This window comes from Sporosarcina sp. FA9 (assembly GCF_051550205.1).
In the GTDB taxonomy this organism is placed as follows: domain Bacteria; phylum Bacillota; class Bacilli; order Bacillales_A; family Planococcaceae; genus Sporosarcina.
Genome location: NZ_CP188819.1, coordinates 553369 through 573882 on the forward strand (window position 1 = coordinate 553369; position 20514 = coordinate 573882).

At 38.9% G+C, this 20514-nt stretch carries 20 protein-coding genes and 4 pseudogenes; 16 read left to right on the forward strand and 8 right to left on the reverse strand.

Annotation, left to right across the window (positions count from 1 at the left end; genetic code table 11):
* Window positions 1–5 precede the first annotated feature (5 nt).
* Both ACP8HH_RS02635 and ACP8HH_RS02640 read left to right on the forward strand, forming a co-directional pair.
* On the forward strand, window positions 6–362 hold the full coding sequence (locus tag ACP8HH_RS02635; RefSeq protein WP_438315485.1) for a DUF779 domain-containing protein: 357 nt from the start codon (window positions 6–8) through the stop codon (window positions 360–362).
* 194 nt (window positions 363–556) lie between these two features.
* Window positions 557–1189, forward strand: a complete 633-nt coding sequence (locus ACP8HH_RS02640; protein ID WP_438315488.1) for a CBS domain-containing protein — start codon at window positions 557–559, stop codon at window positions 1187–1189.
* 258 nt (window positions 1190–1447) lie between these two features.
* Here ACP8HH_RS02640 and ACP8HH_RS02645 read toward each other — a convergent pair whose 3' ends face one another.
* Window positions 1448–2692 (reverse strand): DUF4153 domain-containing protein, encoded by a 1245-nt coding sequence (locus ACP8HH_RS02645; protein ID WP_438315491.1) that lies wholly within the window; start codon window positions 2690–2692, stop codon window positions 1448–1450.
* A 510-nt stretch (window positions 2693–3202) separates the two neighbouring features.
* Between ACP8HH_RS02645 and ACP8HH_RS02650 the strand changes: the two are divergent.
* The 3 genes and pseudogenes from ACP8HH_RS02650 to ACP8HH_RS02660 form a co-directional block, all read left to right on the forward strand.
* Window positions 3203–3289 (forward strand): annotated as a pseudogene (locus ACP8HH_RS02650) (spore photoproduct lyase family protein); the annotation flags it as partial.
* Window positions 3288–3413: pseudogene (locus ACP8HH_RS02655) on the forward strand (spore photoproduct lyase family protein); the annotation flags it as partial. The pseudogenes ACP8HH_RS02650 and ACP8HH_RS02655, both read left to right, overlap by 2 nt.
* A 500-nt stretch (window positions 3414–3913) precedes the next feature.
* Window positions 3914–5125: a NupC/NupG family nucleoside CNT transporter gene (locus tag ACP8HH_RS02660; RefSeq protein ID WP_438315496.1), complete on the forward strand. Its 1212-nt coding sequence runs from the start codon at window positions 3914–3916 to the stop codon at window positions 5123–5125.
* 132 nt (window positions 5126–5257) lie between these two features.
* On the opposite strand, the gene ACP8HH_RS02665 is transcribed toward ACP8HH_RS02660, so the two are convergent.
* Entirely contained in the window at window positions 5258–5950 is a 693-nt protein-coding gene (locus tag ACP8HH_RS02665; protein WP_438315499.1) for a hypothetical protein, read from the reverse strand.
* Between the two features lie 119 nt (window positions 5951–6069).
* Window positions 6070–7773, reverse strand: coding sequence for a transglutaminase domain-containing protein (locus ACP8HH_RS02670; RefSeq protein ID WP_438315502.1), 1704 nt, complete (start codon window positions 7771–7773; stop codon window positions 6070–6072).
* Between the two features lie 179 nt (window positions 7774–7952).
* On the opposite strand from ACP8HH_RS02670, the pseudogene ACP8HH_RS02675 reads away from it, so the two are divergent.
* Both ACP8HH_RS02675 and ACP8HH_RS02680 read left to right on the forward strand, forming a co-directional pair.
* Window positions 7953–8080: pseudogene (locus ACP8HH_RS02675) on the forward strand (nucleoside transporter C-terminal domain-containing protein); the annotation flags it as partial.
* A gap of 121 nt (window positions 8081–8201) precedes the next feature.
* Window positions 8202–8630, forward strand: coding sequence for an SRPBCC family protein (locus ACP8HH_RS02680; RefSeq protein ID WP_438315505.1), 429 nt, complete (start codon window positions 8202–8204; stop codon window positions 8628–8630).
* A 159-nt stretch (window positions 8631–8789) separates the two neighbouring features.
* On the opposite strand, the gene ACP8HH_RS02685 is transcribed toward ACP8HH_RS02680, so the two are convergent.
* Complete coding sequence (locus ACP8HH_RS02685) at window positions 8790–9428, reverse strand: 2OG-Fe(II) oxygenase (RefSeq protein ID WP_438315508.1); 639 nt, start codon at window positions 9426–9428, stop codon at window positions 8790–8792.
* Window positions 9429–9956: 528 nt separating this feature from the next.
* Between ACP8HH_RS02685 and ACP8HH_RS02690 the strand changes: the two genes are divergently transcribed.
* Both ACP8HH_RS02690 and ACP8HH_RS02695 read left to right on the forward strand, forming a co-directional pair.
* Window positions 9957–10919, forward strand: coding sequence for an Rpn family recombination-promoting nuclease/putative transposase (locus tag ACP8HH_RS02690; RefSeq protein WP_438315511.1), 963 nt, complete (start codon window positions 9957–9959; stop codon window positions 10917–10919).
* 95 nt (window positions 10920–11014) lie between these two features.
* Window positions 11015–11314 carry a hypothetical protein gene (locus tag ACP8HH_RS02695; protein WP_438315514.1) on the forward strand — a complete coding sequence of 100 codons (300 nt, stop codon included), beginning with the start codon at window positions 11015–11017 and terminating at the stop codon, window positions 11312–11314.
* A 403-nt stretch (window positions 11315–11717) separates the two neighbouring features.
* Here the strand turns inward: ACP8HH_RS02695 and ACP8HH_RS02700 are convergent, their stop codons facing one another.
* On the reverse strand, window positions 11718–12650 hold the full coding sequence (locus tag ACP8HH_RS02700; RefSeq protein WP_438315516.1) for an NADP-dependent oxidoreductase: 933 nt from the start codon (window positions 12648–12650) through the stop codon (window positions 11718–11720).
* 317 nt (window positions 12651–12967) lie between these two features.
* On the opposite strand from ACP8HH_RS02700, the gene ACP8HH_RS02705 reads away from it, so the two are divergent.
* Complete coding sequence (locus tag ACP8HH_RS02705; RefSeq protein WP_438315519.1) at window positions 12968–13657, forward strand: TetR/AcrR family transcriptional regulator; 690 nt, start codon at window positions 12968–12970, stop codon at window positions 13655–13657.
* 89 nt (window positions 13658–13746) lie between these two features.
* Window positions 13747–14508 carry a glucose 1-dehydrogenase gene (locus tag ACP8HH_RS02710; protein WP_438315522.1) on the forward strand — a complete coding sequence of 254 codons (762 nt, stop codon included), beginning with the start codon at window positions 13747–13749 and terminating at the stop codon, window positions 14506–14508.
* A gap of 369 nt (window positions 14509–14877) precedes the next feature.
* On the opposite strand, the gene ACP8HH_RS02715 is transcribed toward ACP8HH_RS02710, so the two are convergent.
* Window positions 14878–15252 carry a hypothetical protein gene (locus tag ACP8HH_RS02715; protein ID WP_438315525.1) on the reverse strand — a complete coding sequence of 125 codons (375 nt, stop codon included), beginning with the start codon at window positions 15250–15252 and terminating at the stop codon, window positions 14878–14880.
* A 261-nt stretch (window positions 15253–15513) separates the two neighbouring features.
* Here ACP8HH_RS02715 and ACP8HH_RS02720 point away from each other — a divergent pair, with 261 nt between their 5' ends.
* The 4 genes and pseudogenes from ACP8HH_RS02720 to ACP8HH_RS02735 all read left to right on the forward strand — a co-directional run bounded on the left by ACP8HH_RS02720 (window position 15514) and on the right by ACP8HH_RS02735 (window position 18666).
* Window positions 15514–16482 carry an NAD(P)-dependent alcohol dehydrogenase gene (locus ACP8HH_RS02720; RefSeq protein ID WP_438315528.1) on the forward strand — a complete coding sequence of 323 codons (969 nt, stop codon included), beginning with the start codon at window positions 15514–15516 and terminating at the stop codon, window positions 16480–16482.
* A gap of 363 nt (window positions 16483–16845) precedes the next feature.
* Window positions 16846–17463, forward strand: coding sequence for a protein kinase family protein (locus ACP8HH_RS02725; protein ID WP_438315531.1), 618 nt, complete (start codon window positions 16846–16848; stop codon window positions 17461–17463).
* 6 nt (window positions 17464–17469) lie between these two features.
* Window positions 17470–17811: pseudogene (locus ACP8HH_RS02730) on the forward strand (NUDIX hydrolase); the annotation flags it as partial.
* Window positions 17812–18021: 210 nt separating this feature from the next.
* The gene (locus tag ACP8HH_RS02735) at window positions 18022–18666 is read left to right on the forward strand and encodes a YfbR-like 5'-deoxynucleotidase (RefSeq protein ID WP_438315534.1); all 645 of its coding nucleotides are present in this window, start codon (window positions 18022–18024) and stop codon (window positions 18664–18666) included.
* Between the two features lie 66 nt (window positions 18667–18732).
* On the opposite strand, the gene ACP8HH_RS02740 is transcribed toward ACP8HH_RS02735, so the two are convergent.
* Both ACP8HH_RS02740 and ACP8HH_RS02745 read right to left on the reverse strand, forming a co-directional pair.
* Window positions 18733–18975, reverse strand: coding sequence for an IS3 family transposase (locus ACP8HH_RS02740; RefSeq protein ID WP_438315537.1), 243 nt, complete (start codon window positions 18973–18975; stop codon window positions 18733–18735).
* 149 nt (window positions 18976–19124) lie between these two features.
* On the reverse strand, window positions 19125–19277 hold the full coding sequence (locus ACP8HH_RS02745; RefSeq protein ID WP_438315540.1) for a hypothetical protein: 153 nt from the start codon (window positions 19275–19277) through the stop codon (window positions 19125–19127).
* Between the two features lie 295 nt (window positions 19278–19572).
* On the opposite strand from ACP8HH_RS02745, the gene ACP8HH_RS02750 reads away from it, so the two are divergent.
* Window positions 19573–20289 carry a toast rack family protein gene (locus ACP8HH_RS02750; RefSeq protein WP_438315542.1) on the forward strand — a complete coding sequence of 239 codons (717 nt, stop codon included), beginning with the start codon at window positions 19573–19575 and terminating at the stop codon, window positions 20287–20289.
* Window positions 20290–20514 lie beyond the last annotated feature (225 nt).

A 20514-nucleotide genomic window follows, 5' to 3' on the forward strand; every position in this document is an offset into this window, starting at 1 on the left:
TGTGGATGACTGAACGCGTAATTGCCACGGATGCTGCACTTGAACTCATGGACTTCTTGAAGAATAAGCACGGCCCGCTTATGTTTCATCAATCAGGGGGATGTTGTGACGGTTCTTCACCGATGTGTTATCCGGATGGTGAATTGATCATAGGTGATCACGATGTCTTACTTGGTACTATTGGCGGTGCTCCGTTTTACATGCATAAAAATCAGTTTGAGTACTGGAAGCATACACAACTCATTATTGATGTAGTTGCCGGCCGGGGCGGTATGTTTTCGTTAGAAGGAGTGGAAGGGAAACGTTTCCTAACAAGATCGCGCGCATTTACAACTGAAGAAAATAAAGAACTGCAAATTTAGGTTGGAAAATACCTTCTGGGGGGACTCAGAAGGTTTTTTGAATTTTGCAAAAAGAGATGCCTAATTTGTATCTTGCACCGGCATTACTCACTGACACCTTGTACTTCCTAGCAAATATCTACTATAATAAGAGGTAGCTACTAATAATCGAAAAATCATGATCGTACAGAAATTTATTCATTGGGGGAATGACCATGTATATTGGGGATTTATTATTAAAAAGAATCGCTGTAGCAACTGTGGACAGCGACAAAACCGTTGCCGAAGCATTGGTTAAAATCAATGAGAGTGGATACAGAGCCGTGCCCGTTGTCGATGAAGACGATACCTATAAGGGTGCGATCTATAAAATGGACTTGCTCGAATATCTTCTTGAGCAAAACGGTGATGAAAATGAGTCAATCAGCCATTTAGTGAAACACCATGATATTCATTTAGATGAGAATGTCTCGTTCTTAAATGCGTTACTTGAAATTAAAGCATTGCCGTTTATCAGCATTGTTAAGGACGGGAAACTGACCGGAATACTCACGCATAACCAAGTGGAAAGCGTATTGGAAGATGCATTCGGTCTAAAAACAGGCGGCATCAATATGACTGTCGCATCGTCTGAATCCGCGGGTGCGCTCGAAAGATTGACCAAAACATTGCGCGGCGAGCACATTGAAGGATTATTCACGCTCGACAACGGTTCAGTACTCGCAAGACGCGTCGTCGTTACACTCAGAGACGATAAAACGGATGAGGAACTGGAGAAATTACAAAACAAACTCGAAAAAAATGGGTTCACAATTCTACAAACGAATCGAATTGAGAAGAAGTGGTGAAGAAAAGGGAAATCATCTGATTACATCCAATAAATGGCGGACTGTCACAAAGGCAGTCTGTTTTTTATATTAACCATTAAGTACTATTCTGATAGACCTGGAGATTAGCACCATCACGGGGAACCGTATCAGAAGTAAATGAGGTATTTTTTTAGAAAAATAAAAAGCCGAAGATGAACAGGTTATGAATCGATCTTTGATTATTTTCGGCTTTTATTAGGAAGATCAGCAACCGTTACATTAATAAAACCTTTCTAATTAAAAAATGAAAGGAAAAGTAAATGTAACGAAAGCCGCCCAAAGTGCGTAGACTGGCAAATACTTAGTAACCGCATCTTGGATGGGTGAAGGTCCGGTCTTGTTTTGTAGAAAACGCATATAGGTGATCATAATCCAAATAAGATTTCCCCAGATAAGTATGTTCACACCTAAAATAGCTAGTCTGTTTGGTGTAATCCCATAAGAAGAAAGCCTGAACACTATGGCTGACAAAGCTACACTGTTAATGATAAGAGCAAGAACAATTAGTGCGAAATTTATATAATCAGAAATGCTCTTTTTCTCGTCTGTGCCACTTTCGGTAATTGAAAATATGGTAACGGCTAAGACTCCAAGGAGTATTCCGTTAAATGCTATCAGGAAATTTCTGTCCAAGAATGGATTTTTTCCGACCCAAATAACCGTTATTAAATAGACCAACAAAGTGGCCAGTACAAGAGGGCTAAAAATTTTAGCTATATATGGTGTAATATTCTTAGCAAGTTTAAGATCCATTGACACCAGGTAGGTAGCCACAATAGCGAGAGCGGCAGCACCAAATAACACAACGTTTCTAAAATAGAAGTCTTCTATATTCAAATCGACAAAGCTAAATAACTGCATAGTTAATGCTGCTAGTAGCATTCCGCTAATGGCCATGCTTGCGTAGAGTATAAAAAGTTCCAAATTGAATTTAAGATAGGCTAATCTTGTGCTGCCTTTTGAATATTCATTTCCTGTAAATGCAAGCCCTATCAATCCCCATAGGAATATGGGAAGGTGTAAATAAGCAAGGATGGTACTGTCAGTATCATTTAATGGCAGCATATTAATATACAAACCGGAGATTAGGAACAACAATGTAAGTGTGTAAAGTACCTTTTTTTGAGGTTTATTTTTGTATACAAAATAGACTGCAATAAAGGGAAGAATCCCAAAAGCAAGGTTAATTGGGGCAATTGCTTGCTGTTCGACAAAATGGAAAATGATCCTAGTGCTTATCCCAGCCAGAATAGCTAAAATGCCCATGAATAAGAAACCTTTCTGATGCAAGAAAGTTTTTTCTGTATGTGCCGTCTCCTTGAAATTCAATCTTTCATACCAAACAGCAAGAACATGCGAATCAGGATTTTGTTCCCATGTGTATGAGAATGACTTTTTAAAGGCTTTGGGGTCATTTCTAAACATTCTCTCCAGCTCATGCGGGTTTGAAATATTTTTAGTAATCAAATTGTTACTGTTCACGTTTAAACCTCCCTTAATAATTGTCAAATTGTCTCTAAATGTCATCATCACTTTTGTATTCTAAAACATTCCCGGTTTCATGAAAAGCACCTCTCTTAGGTATTGTTTATTATATATTAACACTACATTTATCGATATACAATGTATTTATATTGATTATTATAATGTTTTTGTTGTTAATAAGTTAACTTGGGCAAATATAAAGAGCATTCCTCTTTACAAAGAAATGCTCTATATGGTGTATCTTATGAGCCAAATCTAAATGGAAGCACCTCATTTAGATGTGTCATGGTGAACCGTTTCATAAGTAAGTGAGGTTTTTTAAGTCTTATATCGGAGATGCTCGCCACCTTATGATTTTCTAATATCTAGTTTAAACAAAAAGACTGTACTATAGCTCGAATTTCATCGAGTTTAATTACAGTCTTAAGCTCATAAAAAGATACCACAAAATTCTCGTGTAGCTAAGACATTTATTTCTCTATTTTTATTCTCGCTAATTCCTTTTCAGAATTCGATACGTCCAAGCCCTCAGCCGATTATGCAATCCATCTTGCGACGGGATGTATGGAGCATTGTCATTATTGTTATTTGCAAATGGGGCAAGTATGGAATCGATAAGTATATTTACCAAAAAGACGAAGAGGATGAAATAAAATCTTATCTATACGGCTATATGGAAAAGTACTTTCCGAATGCGAAGTTGGAGTATTTTACATGAGCAATCAAAAAGAGCGTAAGAGCCTGTAAGAACTGGGGCTTTACGCTTTTTTCTTGTTCATCAATATGTCGAACTACTTACATTAATTGTAGCGTAAGGTGGCAACTTCGGCGAAAGTCGTCACGAAGAATGGCTTTTGCGACCAAAAGCGTCCACCTGAAGCGGAAACCAACAACATTCGCATTTCAATGCCATCTGACCTTCTATGAAAATGACTCAACTGTGGTGTATCTCTAGTATAGTTTCAGGCACAGGTACAAAAAAAATCTGTAAAATTTGGAACGAGTAGTTTCCAAAAAATGTGGAACACTAATGGTTGAATGGTTTAGAAAACATAGTTTTTCATGTTTTCCATACAACTCATTTACTTATGCCGTTTCGTTTGATAAAATCATTAAGTCGTCTGACGTCAGACGAGTATTGTGGGTAATACATAGTGTGAATTGTTGTATTTGCAAGAAAAATATAAATGGAAAACTTCCATTTTTGAGGTGTAGCTGTTGAATATATTGTGGGGAATTCTAGGGATAGTGGTTGTGTTAGGAATTGCATTTCTATTTTCTAACGGGAAGAAATCGATTAATTACCGGACTATTGTCGTTGGTTTAATCATACAAGTGACGTTTGCATTCGTCGTATTGAAGTGGGAAGCGGGGAGAGCCGGGTTAAAAGCGTTTTCCGGACTCGTACAAAATGTCATTAACTATGCCGGAGATGGAGTCGCATTTCTTTTTGGTCCGGCAGCGGATATTGAAGGATTCGGTTTCGTCTTTGCGTTCCAAGTGTTGACCATCATTATATTCTTTTCTTCCTTGATTTCAGTGTTATATTATCTTGGAATTATGCAGGTGGTTATCAAACTGATCGGAGGCGCATTATCGAAACTGCTTGGCACGAGTAAGGCGGAATCGGTGTCAGCGGCAGCGAATATATTCGTCGGTCAGACGGAAGCTCCGCTTGTCATTCGGCCGTTTATAGCAAATATGACGAAGTCAGAGCTTTTTGCAGTCATGACGGGTGGACTTGCGTCTATCGCCGGTTCTGTTCTTGCAGGGTACGCACTTTTAGGCGTCCCTCTTGAGTATTTATTAGCGGCAAGTTTTATGGCTGCACCGGCAGGACTGATAATGGCGAAGATTTTCATTCCGGAAACAGAAAGCCCGGAAATAACAACCTTCGACATGGAAAAAGATCAGCAATCGGCGAACGTCATCGATGCGGCGGCGCGCGGGGCAGGGGATGGATTAAAACTTGCCTTGAATGTCGGTGCGATGTTGCTGGCGTTCATTGGGCTTATTGCTTTAATGAACGGAATGTTGGGCGGGCTCGGTAATATCTTTGGCTTTAAATCGTTGACGGTTGAGGGAATTCTTGGCGTTTTGTTTGCACCGCTTGCGTTTGTAATCGGCGTTCCTTGGTCGGAGGCGATTACTGCAGGGGGATTCATAGGTCAAAAACTTGTGTTGAACGAATTTGTCGCTTATGCGGCATTTGCACCTGAAATACCTTCTCTCAGCCCTAAAACAGTAATTATTGTAAGCTTTGCGCTGTGTGGATTTGCGAATTTAAGTTCACTCGCAATTCTGATTGGCGGACTGGGTTCTCTTGCACCAAGTCGCCGCCCGGACATTGCCAAACTGGGCATTCGAGCGGTCGCAGCAGGAATGTTAGCGTCGTTATTAAGTGCTGCAATTGCCGGGATGTTCATTTAAAAATGATGTTCTAAGTACCAAAAAGGACTGGATGGCCATTGTGCCACCCAGTCCTTTTTGTAAACTCGAGCGTTGTCATTTTATCAAAATGTACTGGTACCGTATTTTAATTTCTGATACTTTTTGAAACGATTACGGCGTCCATTGATTATGAATAATGCCCACAAGTGCCGAATCGTCTCCTATCTTCTCAAAAACGAGACATAGGCTGCGCCAATCCATTCCCTCATAAACTGGATCGAACCCATCGATATAATATTCAACGAAATTGTGGCTCTCTTTTGGATACACTTCATTTAAATTGTTAATTGTTGTGCTCTCGCCAAGCATTTCGTTCACCGAAACTTCAGCATCCGACATAAAATCAGCATCATAGATGAACTGGTTGTAGTACTCCTTGAATGTCAGTTCAATCAAATCACCCGATCCTGGGTACGTTCGCCATATACGTTCAGTAGGATCTCCCATCAACCCCTCTAGCTCATCCCTTGAAAATACAAGATCCGTTTTCGTATCCACATAAGCATACGGTGAAAACCGCACCCCTTTTCTAGACGCCCAAGCCGCTACTGTTTTCATGTCTCCATTCTTAAGCGCCCTTAAGACTGTTGTTGCAGCTTCCAAGGCTGTAGGAGGAACCCCTTCACCCGGCTGATCCTCTTCTTCTGACTGCCCATCTTGCGGTTCGAGTTCCGGTGTTGGTTCAGGTTCTAGTACTGGTGTAGGTTCTAGTTCTGGCGTTGGCTTTGGTATTTCGGTACAAGCTGTAAGGAGCAGTAGAATTGCACCTAAAGCAATTAATCCGATTTTCTTCAAAACATACATACATTCCCTCCTGTTCTGATTGCACTCCATTAAAGAATATGCTTTACTCTTAAATTTCGGGTACCAGATTCTAAAACAACTTAGAATCGTTTCAGAACCTGGTACCGTTTTTTACGGTTTTAATACTCTACTCCAACTCGGAAGTGTGATTTGAATGCTTCTTCAGTTGGATCGAAGTAGTCTTCTTTATAATTCGCTACAAATATACCTTTGTCTACATAACCGGAACCCCATGTTGGGTCCATTGTCAGCCACTCATTGTCTACCTTTACTTCCACCCATGCGTGGCGGGCATGATTAAAACCCGATCCGGCAGTACCTGCTATATACCTTGCTTCCATCCCACCGGCACGGAGTATGGCAATGGCTAGGTAGGCATAATCTTGACAAACTCCGGTTTTTAAATTGAGTACTTTTAATGCACTGTCATCCCAATCAAACGCGTCATTTTTCAACTTTTCTACATCATAGGATATTGTTTTAGCGGTATATTCATAAACCGCTTTTGCTTTTTCACGATCTGACATTGTATCTTTTATGAGATCATTTGCTATCGCAATGATTTCAGGTGAATCTGATTGAACGCCCCGTGAAGGTAATAAATCACGTTGATCCTCAGTCGCTGTGTTTTCAACCGAGAACTTCGCCACTCCTTGGTAATAAAATTTACTACTGTTTTCTTCCTTTATTTCAGGAACACTAACAATTACTTCATATGTGCCGGGCCCGAAACGCAAGTAGAATTCGTCATCGAACCTGTACTCATTAACAGGAATAACAGCCAGTGCTTCTTCGCCATCCTTTTTAGTCGTAATGTAAAGATGCGTTGTCTCTCTTGCGAAAGGCGCATTTTTGTCAATTGCACCCTTTACATGATAAGTGAGTTCCGTTTCTTCTCCGCCGTAAGTCGGTGAATCGAGCGTAATGCCTCTTTCATCATAGGCGGTACTTAATGTAATTGGATCTGTAATAAGGTCGGACTCGTTGTCGATATAAAGGGTTGTTCCTTCCTGATAATAGCCACTTTTCTTCACGTCAGGAATGTAGACTTTTAATTGATGGACCCCTTTCCCGTAAAATAAAGGGATGTCATAAGTGAATTTATTATTTTTAACGGGAATAATATGCTTCCAAGTTTCTCCGTCTTTTTTGAGTTCAATCATTATTTCATTATGATTTTCAGTTGCACTGATTTTTCCTTCAAGTGTGAATCCCTCATTTTTTATTACATATCCACTGTCTGGATTTTGAATGGTTAAATTTGCATCTTGGGCAAAGGTACTATATGTAATATCACGATGGCTGGCTGGATTTACATTGAAAACATTGAATGTAGCTAAATCATAGTAATAATTATTTCGATCTTTACTTGGAAGTAGTACTTTTACGCGATATTCTCCTTCGCCATTGAAAAGGGTTGCCTTTTGTTTAAACTTCCCATCTTTTATTGGCGCATAGTATTCTAGTGATTGGTCAGAAATTGTATCTCCACTGAAGTGAATCTTTATCCATACATACTTTTCTTTTAATTGTTCATGCTGTTCAACAGTTCCTTCAACCGTTAGAAATTCATTAACGGCAAAATTATCGTAGGTCGGTTGTGCTAACTTAGCACCAACTTCTTCGCCGTAGCTTGTCAGTTCTAGTGGTCCACGTTCTAACTCTGCATTTTTCTCCTTCACGGCTGTTTCGAATTCATTCTTCGGCTTTTGTTCGTCTATTTGTTGTCCTTCATTTGTCGGTGAAGGCTCATTCGTGCATGCCGCTAAAAGAAATAAGCTGAGTAGCGAAACAATTAATAATTCGGGTTTCTTTATAAACATTAAATCACTCCTAAGTATTTCCAAGATAACTATACTATATCATCTGTAAGTGGCTGAGCGTTGATGAAGAATTTCGAGTAGTTGTTTGGCCAGATAATCAGATGGATGGATTAAAGCTTGCTTTGAATGTAGGTGCGATGTGATTGGCGTTCATTGCGCTAATTACTATAATGAACGGAATGTTGGGTGGGCTGGGTTCTCTTGCACCAAGTCGCGCCCTGACATTGCCAAACTTGGCATCCGCTCAGCCGCAGCAGGAATGTTAGCTTCGTTATTAATTGCTGCAATTGCTGGGATGTTCATTTGAAAATTAAACTTAAATTAGCTGTGCATGAAAGTAAATTCTTGCACAGGTACTTCAAAAAACTGCATTCAATTACGTTATAATGAAAGTATCCTTAAATATAATGAATGGGAGTGGATGCAGTATGGATACTCAAGTAACTACGAAGTTTAAAATACTTAAACCGGCTCATGAGGTATTCGAAGCCATTGTAGACCCCGCAAAAATGTCTAATTATTGGTTTTCATCGGGAACCGGAAGAGTGGAACAAGGTAAGACAATTACGTGGAAATATGATGAATACAATGCAGAAGGCATTATTCATGTATTGGAAGTTGAGGAGAATAAGAAAATTGTTTTCTCTTGGGGTGAAACGGTTGTTGCCATTACATTTAAAGAGTTGGATGCTACGAGTACCATTATTGAAGTGAACGAAACGGGTTTGAAGGAAGACGACCCCGAAATAATAAATAAAATGATGGGGCAAAAAGAAGGTTGGGTTTATATGTTAACTTGTTTGAAGGGTTATTTGGAAAATGGCATCACTAATTTGAGAGCATCGTTAATTCATTAAAAAAGATTGATTTTAGTTACCTATTATGTGAATAGATAGTAGGAAAATGGAAAATCCATTGTTTTCAGGGTATAGGAGAAGTACCACCCCCAGCAAAGAGGAGGATCTGAAAACAATGGTTACACTATTATTTAATTATATTCAGGGGAATAATGGAGGTTATCTGATTTTTTGTTTTCTCATCCATTGCGTTGCGACCCACTTCTCGCCAGTTATAACAGGTGCTCCAGCATGTAACGTTAACTCGTTTAAATCTTTATCGGTATAGAAATACTCGAAATAAACAGCCATACCCTTTTTGGGTGTTACTGAAATATCCAGTTTTGGAAATAAAGTTTCTCCACCTTGTTCTACATCATTTAAGTACATAATAAGCGTACTAATTCTATTGTTTTGTGCTGTTTTACTTGTTGATGCAAAAAAATCATGATGGGCTTTGTACTCTTGACCAGGAGTATACCGAAGGATCTGAAGGCCTTCCGCGTGTTCAATGGGGATATTCATAATAATTGAGATTCTTTTTTCAACTCTAGTAACAATTTCGTTTTCACTTTCTTGAAAAAACATACTGCTACTCGTTCTCAGTTCATTTACATCACGTGTCGAGCCAATTTTTGAACGTTGCATTTTGTCCTTTGACAATCTGATTAGTTCATCGCATTCTTCATTACTTAAAACATTATCCAAAACCACTATTAATGGTTCTTCTAATCTTGTGATTATATCAATCTCTCTGTCTGTTTTTATTTTATTTCCAGCGTGGCCAAATATCGTTTGTTCCTTATTCTCCGTCATCATCTTCAAACTACCCCTTAAACAATTTAATTTTCGGAACGAGTACGTGTTTTACTTTAAATACTTGATGATAAGAGTATGTCCTCTGTTTTCTTCTACGAATAATTTCATCTTATCACACAATTCCGATATATCGCAAGTTTGTAAAAGTTGTGTTTGGTGACAGTCCCCTCTACAAATCAGACACTATTCGGAATTGTGTTTAACTTTCGGCTTGCACTGGCATCTAGTACCCTAGAGCTTTGTAAAATTAAATTTTGGCACATCGTACGTTTACCCGTCGAACCTTTGTGGCCGTGGGTTCGTGGTTAATTAATTGATAAATGCCTGGTTCATATTTCAATTATGAAGCCTGATTTCGGGCCAAATTGAAATTGTGGGGTTCTTGATGCAATTTACAGGATTTCTCGCCTGTACTAAACTAGAGATAGGAATGGACGTCCTGCTCCCGAGTTGACAGAAAATAAAGTATACTATATAGAATTACACCTAGGTGAATGCATCAGAACTTTGAAAAAAGGGTGTGTGAAGATGGCTGTAATGGCATTTGTGAAAGAATCCACGAAGCCCTACGATGCTCTAGAAGCAACTCCAGAAGAAGTGGGAAAACGCGGAAAACATGATCAGATTTTTAAAGAACTCATCAACAACTTTTTTGTCGAATTTCTGGAAGTGTTTTTCCCAGAAGTTCATGCAGGGATTGATTTTGAGTCCATCAAACCGATGTCTGAAGAACTCTATACGGATTTAATTGACGGCGAAAATCGACGAGTGGATGTTGTCATTGAGGCGAAATTGAAAGAGGTAGATACGCTAATTATTGTTCATGTGGAACCTCAAAGTACCCACCAAATAGATTTTCACAAACGGATGTATCTCTATTTTAGTTTGCTATATAATAAATACAGACAGCCTATTTTACCAATTGCGGTTTTTAGTTATGATGATAAACATTTGGAGCAAAATCAGTTTACCATCGGATTTCCGTTCTTTCACGTCTTAACATTCGACTTCCTAATGCTCGAATTAAAGAAGAAAAACTGGCGAGACTATTTAGAATCGGACAATCCGGTAGCCGCAGCGTTGTTAAGTAAAATGGGCTATAAGGAAGAAGAAAAAGTTCAAGTTAAAATGGAGTTTTTGCGTATGCTAGTGAAAATGGAACTGAACCCAGCACGTGCGAGATTTATCAACGACTTTTTTGAAAAATATTTAACACTAACGGAAGAAGAGGAGGAAGAACTCATGCGAGAAATCAGTCATTCAGAAAACCCCGAAGAGTTCACAAAGTTACCTAATTCCTGGGAGGAACGGGGGATTCGAAAAGGAATAGAGCAGGGAATAGAGCAGGGAATAGAACAGGGAATAGAGCAGGGAATAGAGCAGGAGAGAGAGGCAGTAGTACTTAAAATGCTGGCGGAAGGCCTGTCTATTGATGTGATTAGTAAAGTAACTGATTTGGATAAAGAAACGATTATGAAGTTAAAAGGTTAAATTGATTTAGTTAGAAACAGAAAAGTACCCGATGTGAGAGTGATCTTACATCGGGTACCGTTCACTTTATCCACGAGGATCCAGGGTGTTTGCGCATGTTAAAAATGATGGAACTGAACCCTGCACGCGCGAGATTTATCAACGACTTTTTTGAAAAGTATTTAACACTAACGGAAGAAGAGGAGGAAGAACTTATGCGAGAAATCAGTCATTTGGAAAATGCTGAAGAGTTCACAAAGTTACCTAATTCCTGGGAGGAACGGGGGATTCGAAAAGGGATAGAGCAGGGGAAAGAGGCACTAGTACTTAAAATGCTGGCGGAAGGCCTGTCTATTGATGTGATTAGTAAAGTAACTGATTTGGATAAAGAAACGATTATGAAGTTAAAAGGTTAAATTGATTTAGTTGTAAATTTTGGGACCTATGCACGAAAGTATGAGGAGTTTATTGGTTATATGCTATAAAATGCATCTTATTATAATGTGTAAACAATCGGGTGCTCCCAAATTAGGTGTAAATTAGTAATTGAAAGTCTTCAAACCAAGTAATTGGCGGGAAGACTTTTTTGTTTCTTGTACAGGTGCTTCACACTAATTAAAGAGCTTACATCCCGTGAAAGGGCGGACATCTTCATCAATAGAGCGGACATTCGAACAGAAAGAGCGGACAAACCGAAGAAAAGAGCGGACATCCCATAAAAGCGGGGACACCTTCATAAAAAGGGCTATATTGCACAAGTACACCAAAACAAAAAAGCACAGCGAACTATGCTTTTCTTAAAGCCCCAACTTTAAAGTGTTATTTTACTACAATTACAATCTTCCCTTTAGCGTGGTGTGTCGCACTTAACTCATGTGCTTCACGTAATCCCTCAGCTGTAAGTGGAAATGTATGACCAATATGTGCCTTAACCTTGCCTTGTTCCATTAATTCACCAAGTTCGGCGAGTTGCTTACCATTTGGATTAAGCCAAAGTGACTCAGCTGTAATTTCATTGGCCTCTGCCTTTTCTGCATCTGGCTCTCCCGAGATTGAAACAAGACGACCACCTTTTTTTACAACACTTAGGCTTTTATCTAGAATCTCACCGCCCATTGTATCGACTACAAGATCAACGTTCTGCACTACTTCAGTGAAATCAGTTGTTTCATAGTTAATGAATTCATCAACACCAAGTTCTTTCAAGAAGGCTTCATTCTTACCGCTAGCAGTTGAAAGAACATGAGCTCCGAAACTTTTTGCGATTTGGATTGCAAAACTCCCTACACCGCCTGATCCCGCATGAATTAATACCCTATCTCCCTCTTTGATCTGTCCAAAATCAACGAGACACTGCCAAGCCGTTAATCCTGCAAGTGGGACAGAAGCTGCTTCTTCAAAGCTCAGACTCTTTGGTTTTAAAGCGACTAACTCTTCTTCAACCGCAACATATTCACTATAAGTCCCGCTTGGCATAGCTGGACGTGCAAATACCTCGTCTCCTACTTTGAAATTCGTCACTTTACCGCCTACTTCACTCACAACGCCTGCTGCATCCCAACCTAAAATGAGCGGAAATTCGAATGGAATCATTTCTTTCAAATAACCTTCCCGTACTTTCCAGTCAATTGGATTGATTGATGTTGCATGCATTTCAATCAACACTTGATTATCTTGAATTACCGGTTTTTGAAGTTCCTTCTCAACAAGTTGTTCTGACCCACCATATTGTTTTATAACGATAGCTTTCATATGTAGCACTCTCCTCTTATATATCATTCAATCTATACCCTGATAGTTATGGAAGTATGCATATTCTTAAATAGACAAAATCTTACGAACCTGTGGGAGGGTCTATTCAGACAATTTGTTGCAATAGCTTATCTCTTTTGTGTTTTTAATCAATTATGTTCGTTGTTGTTTATTACCAGGTACCGATTTCTAAACCCTTGACTTAAATTTGAATAAACAGTATATTGATAGTGAAACTATCACATGTCTTTCTATTCCGGTAATTGTTGTTTTCATACTTAAGTAAATTGAAACGTAGACAGATGTTTATCACCATAATGACAATTAGAAGTTTTAAAAGGGGTGTTGTTGATATAGATTCTAATATTCGATGGGATAAAGAACGCTTGGATGGAAAAAGCAAACGGAAGATTAAAATTACTGAGTCTGCAGAAAAAGTTTTCAGTATTAAAGGCTTTGAAAAAACGACTATGCAAGAAATAGCAGATGAAGAAGGTATAGGCATCGCTACTCTATTTCGCTACTTCCCCAAAAAAGACATGCTGATTGTGGCGGTCGCGGTAAATATTTTGGGAAGGTACTTCCATGCATTTCAAACGATTGCTCAGCTAAATGTTTCTTCTCTTGAAAAGATTGAGAGATTGTTTGATTATTTTACATCTCAACTTAATCCGGAGAATTTAGGGTACACGCAACTAATTGAAGCTTTTGAAAGTTACGCTGCTCTTCAATTTGTGCCGCTTGACGATATGGCCAAATACAATGATGCGCATAGGGAAATCTCGGATGTTTTCTCTATTATCATTGAAGAAGGAAAACGGGACGGTTCTATTCGAGGGGATATACCAACTGGAGACGTCTTAACTTCCATAATAAATGCATTTTCTTTGTTTTCCAGGAAACTATCTTTATTTGAAAATATCCCTCATCTAGAGGCTGATGTGGTGCCAAGCAATCAGCTAGCGATCGTCAAAAGTATTTTCATTGATTATTTAAAAGTAAGGTGATTGGGAGAAGGTTTTGGAAATATCTCAGGCTTGTCTAGACGATTGTGGATGGTAAAAGCAACACAAATTATATATTGGGGGTTATCTTAATGACAAAGTTATTACAAGATAAAGTGGGAATAATTACGGCATCGGGTGATGGAATTGGACGTGCAAGTGCACTTGCTTTTGCTGCTCAAGGTGCAAAAGTTGTCGTTTCGGATATGAATGAAGAGGCTGGAAACGAAACAGTTCGCCTTATTAAAGAAGCTGGCGGAGAAGCGTCTTTCATTTTCTGTAATGTTACAAGTGAACAAAATGTAATCGACTTAGTCAAGCAAACGGTTGAACTGTACGGACGACTTGACTGGGCGCATAATAATGCTGGTATCGGGGGTCCTTCAAAACCTATTGCTGAAACTGAATCTGCTCATTGGGATCGTTGCCTTCAAGTGACGGCAACGGGAATGTACTATTCATTGAAACATGAAATTGCGGCAATGCTTGAAACGGGTGGCGGCGCAATTGTTAATACGGCTTCTCTTTCTGGCCTCCGTGGTGAGGAAAACCAAGCCAGCTATAGTGCGGCAAAATCGGCAGTTATCGGTTTAACAAAGTCCGTTGCGCTGGAATATGGTAAGAAAGGAATTCGTGTTAATGCGATTTGTCCAGGAATGACACGAACAGCTGCGGTTGAAGCGTGGGCAAAAGAGTCACCTGATCAGTTCGCATATATGGAGAATAACATTCCTTTGGGACGTATGGGAGAAGCAAGTGACCAGGCAAACGCTGCGGTTTGGTTATGTTCAGATCAAGCTTCATATATTACAGGCGTCGCACTTCCTATCGATGGGGGTACAATGGCTAAGTAATTGGATTTTGATTAGAAGTAATGTTGATTCAAAAAAGTCATGCGTACTTGTATAAGTAATAAACATCCGCCAATCGGGTTTCCGGTTGGCGGATGTTTTTTGAATACAAGAGGTGTTGTTTCTTGTATAGATACTACACACTCATCCTGTGAAAAGAGCGGACAACCCGTTGTGGGGGTGACAGTCCCCTTTATAATTCGGACACTATTCTGACAATCCGCCAACCACACCGAAGAATAAGACCGAGATATATTCATAAGTTGTGTTGGATTTTCGTCTTGGATAGGCACCTATCACTACAGGTACAGACGCGGAAAGGGACTCACAAAGAGTCCCTTGGATTCATGTTTTAATAATAGTGTTTACAGCTCATCTTTTTTCAATCGCCATACGAATGTTCGAGAGGACACCAAGAAGCAATAGTAACGACATAACCATTTTTTCAAAAGATGTACCTAACAACTGTTGTATAAACCCGAAAGACCAAAGTGCTACAAAAAACCAACACATAATGGTTATTCCTCTTTTGTATTTATATAACCTATTTCCACCGACAAGTAGCGTAAAAACTCCACCTATAATAGAAATAATGATATTGATAATAGATATTGGTAGCTGAGTTTCTAAGGATTCTGACCTTCCACCATTAACCCATGTAAATGGAATAATCCCACTAATAATAAGAACTTGTATTAAGAATGTCAAAGAGTAAAAATACATCCCCATATTTACAGCGGTTTTCATACTAACTTTTCTAATATGCAATCACCTCATTTCTTCCCGTACTCATTTTATTTAATTTGTATATGTTTTATTCCTTTATATTTTGCCGTATTGACACGTTGCCCTTTTTGAGCACAACCTCACGGAACACTCCCAATTTCAAATAATCTCCGAATCTTTTAACTCGTTATTGCGTATTAATAATAACACTTTACTATTTTTGGTTATGAATCTTTCAAGCCTTTGTTAATACAAATAAATCTAAGGAAATGGGGGGATTTTATGAAAGCTATAGTTTGCAACAAATATGGATCACCTGATGTACTTGAATTAATAGAGATTGAAAAACCAATGCCTTTAGAGAATCAAGTATTGGTAAAAGTTCATTCAGCATCTTTGAACTTTAGTAACTTGGTTCTTTTGAAAGGCAAACCGTTCTTAGCTCGCATTGCTTTCGGGCTACTGAGACCAAAATACACTATACCGGGAGGTGACATTGCCGGTGTTGTTGAAGCTATTGGCAAGAATGTTAAGCAGTTTCAACCAGGTGATGAGGTATTCGGTGACCTTTCTAGTTGTGGCTGGGGTGGTTTTGCTGAATATGTGTCTGTCCCGGAATTTGCTTTAGCTTTAAAGCCAACCAACATCTCCTTCGAGGAAGCTGCTGCCACACCTATGGCAAGTGTGACAGCCTTACAGGGACTACGTGATAAAGGTAAGATTAAGTCGGGACAGAAGGTATTAATTTATGGGGCATCTGGGGGTGTCGGTACTTTCGCAGTACAAATAGCTAAGTCATTTGGGGCTGAAGTAACAGGTGTATGTAGTACAAGAAATTTAGAAATAGTGCATTCAATAGGAGCAGACCAGATCATTGATTATACAAAAGAGGATTTCACCCAAAAAAAGGAGCGTTATGATTTGATTCTTGGTGTTAACGGGTCTAATTCCATTTCAGCTTATAAACGCGCATTAAAACCAAATGGGAATTTTGTTCACGTAGGTGGAGCCGAATCCCAAATGTTTCAATCTTTAGTTCTTGGACCTTTTATTTCAATGACTGGAAGTAAGAAAATAAGTAACCTCTTACAGAGAGCAAACCAAAAAGATTTAATTTATGTAAAAGAATTGCTTGAGACTGGCAAAATAAAACCAGTAATTGATAAACGGTATAAGTTAAGTGAGGTATCTGAAGCATTCAAATATTTCCAGGAAGGTCACGCTCAGGGTAAAGTTGTCCTTACAGTATAATCAAGTGAGCAATGCCTGTGCACCAGACGCTGTTCTGAATTGTGTTGTATTTGCGTCTTACATAGGCACCTATCACTAAAAGTGCAAAAAGAAAAAATCGTGGAAATGAAGATAATTGACTCCTAAACAAATAGCACTTATACTAAGCCTACAAAAATAAATATTTAACTTCCTTTAAGGGGAGTAGCTATACAGCAAAGTCGTCAGCACAGGGTTTGAACCCTCGGCTTTGTTGGCAACTATCGTTGTTTGCGAGACCTTACCGTTTATTTGGTGAGGTCTTTTAATTTCTAGAGGCGCTATGACCAAATACTGGTTATAGCGTCTCTTCTTTATTTCTTATAATATACTGGAGGACAACCCTTGAATACTTTTCAAGAACTTGCAAATACGGTTATCATTAACAAGAGAAATCGTCTGATTAGCTACGATGATTCTCTAAAGCTCGTTGGGACAGGGAGAAGTGCCTTTGTTTTCAGAATAAAGTCATCAAATAAAGCAATTAAAATATTTTTTCCTGGATTTACTTATATTGCAAAAGAAGAGGCTGAAATTTATAAAACACTTCAAAATATCTCCTATTACCCATCCATTCATGACTCAGGATTGAATTATATTGTCATGGATTACATTGAAGGGCTCACACTTTTTGAATGTATTTCGTACGGAAAGCTCATCACGTCAGCTCATATAAATGAAATCGATTATGCACTATCATTAGCTTTAGCTCAGGGATTAAATCCTTCTGATATTCACTTGCGAAACATTTTTATCACTTCTAATGGCGAGATAAAGATCATTGATGTCGCACGTTTTAGACAAAAGAAAAATTGTACGCAATGGCATGATCTTAAAAAAGCTTATGATAAGCTTTACCGCAAACGTTTTTTTCCAAAGAAAATTGCCGCTCGACACTTAAATGTCATTGCATTCCTTTATAAAAAAGGTTTCCTGCTGTATTTTTTAGGCACCTATGCATGAAACTAATCTTACTATACACTTTCAGGAGGAGCTGTGAAGAAGGGGGAAATGCTTGAGGAAGCTGCTATTCATGAAGTAAAAGAAGAAACAGGGTTGGATGTACAAATAGATGGTGTTTTTAACGTGAGCGAAGCATTTTTTGAAGAAAGAGGACATCTTGCGGTCTTCTTTACTTTTGGTGGGAAAATAATCGGTGGAGAAATAAATATTTCATTTCCAGAAGAAATTACTTGGATGCACCCCCAGATGGCAGAAAAGTACGTACATATAACAAGTGGATTTGAAGGATTAATTAGTAAAAAAACTTCTGTTCCGTATATTCTTAGACGCTATTCGGAATTGTGTTGAATTTGCGTCTAACACAGGCACCTATCACTAAACCTCTTCTGTATACTTTAATCCGGTTAAGGGAAAGTAATATAGGATAACGCTGAAAGTGAACACAGCCCTGTTGAAAAAGCGTAAACATAAGTGTTATTATAGTCGTAAATAATGTTCGTCTGTATGATTGGATTTTCTTACCATAACCCCAATAAATATAGAAAGGTGATGAATATGGTGGGTGTACATCAATATTTTAAAAGCTTATCTGATTTAGAACAAATTATTCGTTGTCCAGGAAAGTTCAAATATCAGGAACATTCTGTCGCGAGTCACTCATTTAAAGTGGTAAAAATTGCTCAGTTCCTTGGTACAGTTGAAGAGGAATCTGGACAGGAAGTGGATTGGAAACAACTATATGAAAAAGCATTGAACCATGATTACGCGGAACTTTTTACGGGGGATATTAAGACGCCTGTAAAATATGCTTCGAAAGAATTGAAGCAACTATTCAGTGAAGTAGAAGAAGAGATGACGAGGAAATTTGTCGAAAAGGAATTTCCAGCAGAGTTTCAAGACATTTATTTGGAGCGGCTTAAAGAAGGTAAAGATGAAACATTGGAGGGGCAGATATTATCCGTTGCTGATAAAATTGATTTGCTTTATGAATCATTTGGTGAGATTCAAAAGGATAATCCGGAGCCATTGTTTTTAGAGATTTTCGAAGAAGCATTAAGGACAATACTGCTGTTCCAAAATATGAACTGTGTAGAATACTTTCTAGAACATATTCTTACCGATATGCTCAGTGAGCGATTTACTGAACATCATGAGTTAACAGGCATTGCAATGCGGATAATCGAAGAACATGAAAGTTCGTAAATGCGATTCTTGAATTGAGGTGTCAGTGGTCAAGCCCTTAATTTTCGAACAATCTATAATTGTCGGTTAAATCGCTTCTAACTGTGTGTTCATAAATGAAATCCGCGTTAAATAACCCAGTCTTTTTTGGCTACGTTCACCGTTTAAGTATTGGATGAATTTCGGTAAATCCTCCCGCATCTGTTCAGATAAGTGGATTGGTAACAGATAAGAAAATTCTGTCTTAAGATGAGAAAAGAAGCCCTCAATAACGGCGTTGTTCCAGCAGTTAGCCTTCCGCGACATGCTTGGGATAATGCCGATTTTCAAATTAGTTAAATCTCTAGTTTTAGAGTTGTATAAAGTTAATTCTCAATCAGTTTAAGATTCGGGCTATCACTGATAACGAAAACAATTATTTCTTGGTTGAATAGATCCATGATTGCTGAGAAATAGAACTTTACATCCTTAATAAACAGCTAAGACATATTCGGTCCCCATTTACGGTTCGGCAGCATCGTGTCAAAATGACGTTCAAGAAGGTTAGAAGGAGCGAATCCAACACAATTGATGTTCTCTACTTTTTCGGATTTTACAGCCCTAATTTTAGATTTAATGTTAATTTCCTTCATCAGTTTTGCGACACGCTTATGGTTAATAATAAATCTTGCACAGATACTCCAAACTCATCCCATGAAAGAGCGGACATCTTCATCAAAAGGGCTGACATTCGAAGAGAAAGAGCGGACATCCCACAGTGAGCCGTGCCTGCGCACCACCCAACCGGGACCAACAATCTATTTTACATGCATTCTAAGGCTTGAGACCGATATGAATTTCATGCAAACGTCCGATCTATTCGTGCATTAAATCAGATATGATAGAGTCAAAGGGAATAGGCTTCCCATGGGAAAAGGGGCGAAACATATGCAAAAGTTTTTAGCGGCTGCACTAATAGTGGGTTTTCTCGTTGTCTTCGGCATTTGGGGTTATAATCGGTTTTTAGTGAGTGAAGTTTCCAGCGACATTTCAATCGAAAAAGATAACATGAAATCACTCGACGTCAATATCCACTTTGGTTACGGAAACATATCCATAACGGATGGTGCCGAAGGCTGGATTGAAGGCACAATTGACACGAACAAGAAAAAAATGCAGCCAACTGTCTCTTACAAGAAAAAAGGAACCGTCGGCAGCGCTGTGATCAAGCAAGAGGGTAAAATGCTTTGGGGATTGAAGAGCGTTCGGAATAATTGGGATCTCAAGCTGACAAATGAGGTTCCGATTGACTTGGACGTCGAGATGGGCGTCTCCGACTCAACCCTAAACCTGTCAGGCATCCAACTCAGCAATCTATCAATCGATGCTGGTGTGAGCGATACAACTATCGATTTAAGCGGTGATTGGAAAGATAGCTTCAAAGCGAACATTAATCTTGGCCTCGGGGATGCGACTATCCTCTTACCAACTGACACCGGTGTCAAACTGACTGTTTCAAAAGGAATCGGGAGCATTGGTGCGAAAGGTTTCATTTCTAAGGGAAAAGGCGTCTATGTGAACGAAGCCTATGAGAAGAGCGATGTTCAGATTGATCTGAAGATTGACCTTGGGTTGGGTGAATTGACGATTAAACTAGCAAATTGAATAGACCGATTATAGAGGATTTTCACCTCTCCCCCTTTTTTAGTAGGTGGAGAGTTTTTTTTTGGTGACAGTCCCCTGCGCAATTCGGGTACTATTCTGACAACTTACATGAAAGAGCGGACATCCCATAAAAGAGAGGACATCCTCATCAAAAGAGCGGACATCCGACCGGAAAGAGGGGACAACCTGAAGAAAAGAGCGGACATCCCATAAAAGAGCGGACAT

What these genes read in the sequence shown, in the direction of transcription:
- ACP8HH_RS02635 (WP_438315485.1), top strand. Translation starts at nt 6, where the DNA reads ATGACTGAACGCGTAATTGCCACGGATGCTGCACTTGAACTCATGGAC.
- ACP8HH_RS02640 (WP_438315488.1), top strand. Translation starts at nt 557, where the DNA reads ATGTATATTGGGGATTTATTATTAAAAAGAATCGCTGTAGCAACTGTG.
- ACP8HH_RS02665 (WP_438315499.1), bottom strand. Translation starts at nt 5,950, where the DNA reads ATGTATGTTTTGAAGAAAATCGGATTAATTGCTTTAGGTGCAATTCTA.
- ACP8HH_RS02670 (WP_438315502.1), bottom strand. Translation starts at nt 7,773, where the DNA reads ATGTTTATAAAGAAACCCGAATTATTAATTGTTTCGCTACTCAGCTTA.
- ACP8HH_RS02680 (WP_438315505.1), top strand. Translation starts at nt 8,202, where the DNA reads ATGGATACTCAAGTAACTACGAAGTTTAAAATACTTAAACCGGCTCAT.
- ACP8HH_RS02685 (WP_438315508.1), bottom strand. Translation starts at nt 9,428, where the DNA reads ATGATGACGGAGAATAAGGAACAAACGATATTTGGCCACGCTGGAAAT.
- ACP8HH_RS02690 (WP_438315511.1), top strand. Translation starts at nt 9,957, where the DNA reads ATGGCTGTAATGGCATTTGTGAAAGAATCCACGAAGCCCTACGATGCT.
- ACP8HH_RS02695 (WP_438315514.1), top strand. Translation starts at nt 11,015, where the DNA reads ATGTTAAAAATGATGGAACTGAACCCTGCACGCGCGAGATTTATCAAC.
- ACP8HH_RS02700 (WP_438315516.1), bottom strand. Translation starts at nt 12,650, where the DNA reads ATGAAAGCTATCGTTATAAAACAATATGGTGGGTCAGAACAACTTGTT.
- ACP8HH_RS02705 (WP_438315519.1), top strand. Translation starts at nt 12,968, where the DNA reads ATGACAATTAGAAGTTTTAAAAGGGGTGTTGTTGATATAGATTCTAAT.
- ACP8HH_RS02710 (WP_438315522.1), top strand. Translation starts at nt 13,747, where the DNA reads ATGACAAAGTTATTACAAGATAAAGTGGGAATAATTACGGCATCGGGT.
- ACP8HH_RS02715 (WP_438315525.1), bottom strand. Translation starts at nt 15,252, where the DNA reads ATGAAAACCGCTGTAAATATGGGGATGTATTTTTACTCTTTGACATTC.
- ACP8HH_RS02720 (WP_438315528.1), top strand. Translation starts at nt 15,514, where the DNA reads ATGAAAGCTATAGTTTGCAACAAATATGGATCACCTGATGTACTTGAA.
- ACP8HH_RS02745 (WP_438315540.1), bottom strand. Translation starts at nt 19,277, where the DNA reads ATGAAGGAAATTAACATTAAATCTAAAATTAGGGCTGTAAAATCCGAA.
- ACP8HH_RS02750 (WP_438315542.1), top strand. Translation starts at nt 19,573, where the DNA reads ATGCAAAAGTTTTTAGCGGCTGCACTAATAGTGGGTTTTCTCGTTGTC.